This is a genomic window from Nocardia sp. NPDC004722 (assembly GCF_053601505.1).
In genome coordinates this window covers 1-3659 of sequence record NZ_JBSGBY010000741.1, presented here as the reverse complement: position 1 = coordinate 3659, position 3659 = coordinate 1, and the positions used below count along the sequence as shown (strand labels likewise).

At 66.4% G+C, this 3659-nt stretch carries 3 protein-coding genes and 1 pseudogene; all 4 read right to left on the bottom strand.

The genetic code is table 11. The features are described from left to right. A pseudogene (locus ACWELQ_RS40970) lies at positions 1-668 on the bottom strand (hypothetical protein); the annotation flags it as partial. Then, entirely contained in the window at positions 658-1050 is a 393-nt protein-coding gene (locus ACWELQ_RS40965; protein ID WP_452402374.1) for a hypothetical protein, read from the bottom strand. The gene ACWELQ_RS40965 and the pseudogene ACWELQ_RS40970, both read right to left, overlap by 11 nt. A 243-nt stretch (positions 1051-1293) precedes the next feature. Beyond that, positions 1294-2715 (bottom strand): short-chain fatty acyl-CoA regulator family protein, encoded by a 1422-nt coding sequence (locus tag ACWELQ_RS40960; RefSeq protein ID WP_452402373.1) that lies wholly within the window; start codon positions 2713-2715, stop codon positions 1294-1296. 217 nt (positions 2716-2932) lie between these two features. Next, positions 2933-3659 (bottom strand): DUF445 domain-containing protein (locus ACWELQ_RS40955; RefSeq protein WP_452402372.1); only part of this gene is annotated, 727 nt, incomplete at its 5' end.

Genomic DNA, 3659 nt, shown 5'->3' with positions numbered 1-3659 from the left:
GCGACGGCCACCGTGACCGGTGGCTCGATCAAGCCGAGCGCGGTGAGTTCGCGGACCGCCAGCAGGCAGCCGTAGGTGGTGCGGCCGAGTTCCTCGGCGAGGGCGGTGACGGTGCGGCGGGCGTCGACGGCGGCCAGCACCTCGGCCTGCCCGCCGGTGAGCACCACGCGCCGGCGCCGCACGCGGCGGGCCGGGACGACGGTGACGCGGTCGATGAGTTCGACCGGCCAGACGCCCGCGCCCGGATCGCCGCGCCGCGCGCACTCGTGGATCAGCGCGCCCGGGGTGATCCGGCACGCGTGGGCCAGCCGATGTTTGGGTCCGGCCCGGAATTCCACCACCGGCGCGTCCGGCGGCAGCGGCGGTCCCAGCAGTACCGGCGCCCCCAGCATGACGTAGGCGGCGTCGAAAACCGACAGTAGCGCAAGGGTTTCCAGCCGCGGGCTGGTCAGTAGCCGGTCGTCGCCACCGGTGCGAGCGCGCCGCCAATGCTCGGTGGTGGCCACTCCGGACGCCACCACCATGCGATCGAGTCCGGTGGTGCGCTCGCACTCGGCGGCGACGATGGCACCCTCGACGAGGTGAAATGCACCGTCGCCCACGGTGAGTACGCCGGTACCGTGTTCTTGTTCGAGCCGCCGCAGTTCGATCAGGAGTTCACTGTCCATGATCGTCCTCGGCAAATTCGGTGAGAATTGCCCGCAGCTGGTATCGGGCCATGGCGAGATTGCCACTGTCGCCGTCGAAGAGGATGTGCACGAAAAGCCGCCCGTCGAAATCGCCGTCGATCAAATTCAGCAGGTGATATCCCCGCGTTCCGCACACGATGATCTCGGTGATGTCGTCGCCGGGGAGTCCGGTGACGAGGGCCGGTGAGGTGAGCACCGATCGCACGACATCGGTTGCGGCGGCGGCGTCTTCGTGCTGATCGACCACGTCGTGACGCCCGGCAGCCGCAATGGCCAGACCGCTCGCGCCATCCACGAGGGTGACGCTGCGTGCGCCGGGAATGTCCATGATGCGTTTGAGACATCCGTCAATACCGATCACCGCGCCACCGCTTGTTATCGAGAGACTTCGAGCGAATCCAGACGCTACACATGATGTGCTCGTGATGTGTGGCAAACGCCGGATTAATCGATAGCTCTCATCGTTCTCGCCGGTAGCGGATCAAGAATACTTGACGGTATTAGATACCTTTCGGTTCTGATGCAATGCGACGCAGTGGATATCCAGAATGGATGCGGGAATTGCTCAATACCGCACCGACTTTCCCCGCGATAGGGCAGAAAGTCACCGGGGCATACGGGGATACGGCAGATCCGAGCTGGTGTGCTCGCTGATGGCCAGCGGTCGTCCGATCTGCGGGAAGGCGCGCTGGGCGCAGTTGGGGCGCTCGCACACCTTGCAGCCCGCGCCGATGGGTACGGCCGCCGCCGGATCGTCGAGTTCCAGGCCGCGCGAGTACGCCAACCGGTCGGCGTACTCGATATCGCAGCCCAGTCCGATCGCGAATTCCTTACCGGCCGTGCCGAACCCGGTCGGCGTCGGCGTGGTGGTGCGCGCCACCCACAGGTATCGGCGGCCGTCGGGCATGGCCGCGACCTGGCTGAGCATCCGGCCGGGCTGATTGAACGCCTCGTGCACCACCCACAGCGGGCAGCTGCCGCCGACCCGGGAGAAGTGGAAGGCGGTGGCGGACTGGCGTTTCGAGATGTTCCCGGCCCGGTCGGTGCGGATCAGGAAGAACGGCACCCCGCGCTGGCCCTGCCGCTGCAGGGTGCTCAAGCGATGGCATACGGTCTCGAAGCCGACCTCGAAGCGCAGGCTCAGCAGGTCGATGTCGTAGTGCAGCTCCTCGGCTGAACGCAGGAACCGGCCGTAGGGCAGGATGAGCGCGCCCGCGAAGTAGTTCGCCAGCCCGATGCGGGCGAGGGTGCGGGATTCGTCGGTGAGCGTGGGGCTTTCGTCCAGCACTTCGTCCAGCAACGCGCCGTGCAACAGGAAGGCGAGCGTGGTGGCGATCTGGAAGGCGCGCTGGCCGGGGCGCAGCCGCCGGGCCAGGGTGAGGGTGCGCGACTCGGGTTCGTAGTGGCGCTTGGGGATGCTCGGATCGGCGCCGTCGCCGCGCACCAGCACGGTGACCCCGGCGCGTTCCTCGGCGACCCGGGCCAGTTGCCGGTCCAACGAGCCGATGGTCAGCCCGCTCTCGTCGAACAGCCGCTCGGCCGCGAGATCCAGCTGGGCGATGTGATTGTGATGGTCGTAGAAGAAGTCGCGCACGTCCTCGTAGGGCATGGGGACGCCGGGCGCGCCGGTGGGGGTGGCCACCTTGGAGGACAACAGGTCCAGCTGGTCGGTCGCCGCGCGTAGTCGGCGGTGCATGGCCACAACGATTTTCGCGACCTCGGGCATGCGGGTGGCCAGGTCCTCGACCTCGGCCACCGGTGCGGCATTGCCGCCCGCGGCCTCCACCAGGATCTCGTGCAGATCCGATACCAGACGGGCGTCGGAGTCCGCGGCGAAGAACTGGACATCAAGATCGAACGTCGAATTCAGCTTCAGCAGCACGGGAATGGTGAGCGGTCGTTGATCACGCTCGAGCTGGTTGAGGTAGCTGGGGGACAGGTCCAGGGATTTGGCCAAGGCCGCCTGGGTCATCCGCCGTTCCTCGCGCAACCGCCGTAGTCGGGCCCCCGCATACATCTTGCGCACGTGCAGGATGGTACCGATTCGGCTTCGCAAACATCGCAAATTGGGGAGACTCGCCACAATTTCGCCCACCCTGCGTGCCACTTCCTCGTGGCGGCGGTCCTGCGTAGCATGCGAATTCGGTACTACGGGCGGTTTCGGAAGCGAGTCCCCATCGTACGACCAACCCGAGGCCGCCGCGGTGGAACCGCATCCGGAATGTCCCCGGAAATCGGCGAGCTCATCCCAAAATCAGGTGAACCTGGAGTTCGCCGACCAGGAACCCGAGCACCGCGCCGATGGCGACCAGCTTCCACTCGTCCTGTTTGAACGCCGGGCGCAGCAAACCCTCGTACTCGTCGTCGGTCAGTTGCTTCGTCTTCTCGATCACCAGATTGCGGACATCCAGGGCCTCGATGGCGTGGCGGTCGAAGCCGGAGTGTGCGGCGGCCTTGACGTGATCGAGGACGAAGGTGACGGCGTCGCGCTCGAGGGCGGTGTAGCTGTCGCGGGCGACCATGAGCACGAGCGGGCGGGCGGGGCCGGTCTGCAATTCGAGGAAGTCGCTGACGTGGCGGCTGAGGATCGAGGCCAACCGGTCGGCTCTTTCACCATTGAGAACTGCTTCGAGAATGCGTGCCGGGGTGAGGATCTCGGTGGCGATGAGGTCGCCGTAGTCGGTGCAGACCTGTTCGCGGCGCTTGTGGAAGAGGCCCTGCCACTTGAACGGTCCGATACCGACCGGACGGATCGGCCGGAAGATCATCTGCAACGACAGCCAGTCGGTGACCAAACCGGTGAAACCGCCGAAAGCGGGCATGAGCCAGGCGGAATGGGTCAGCGACCACGTGATCATCTGCACGAAGCCCAGCACCGTGCCGAAGATCAGGCCCGAGCGCACGATGAAGCGCAACTCGTTGCGGCCCACCCGGCGCACCATCTCCACCAGCAGCGACTTGTCGTCCACC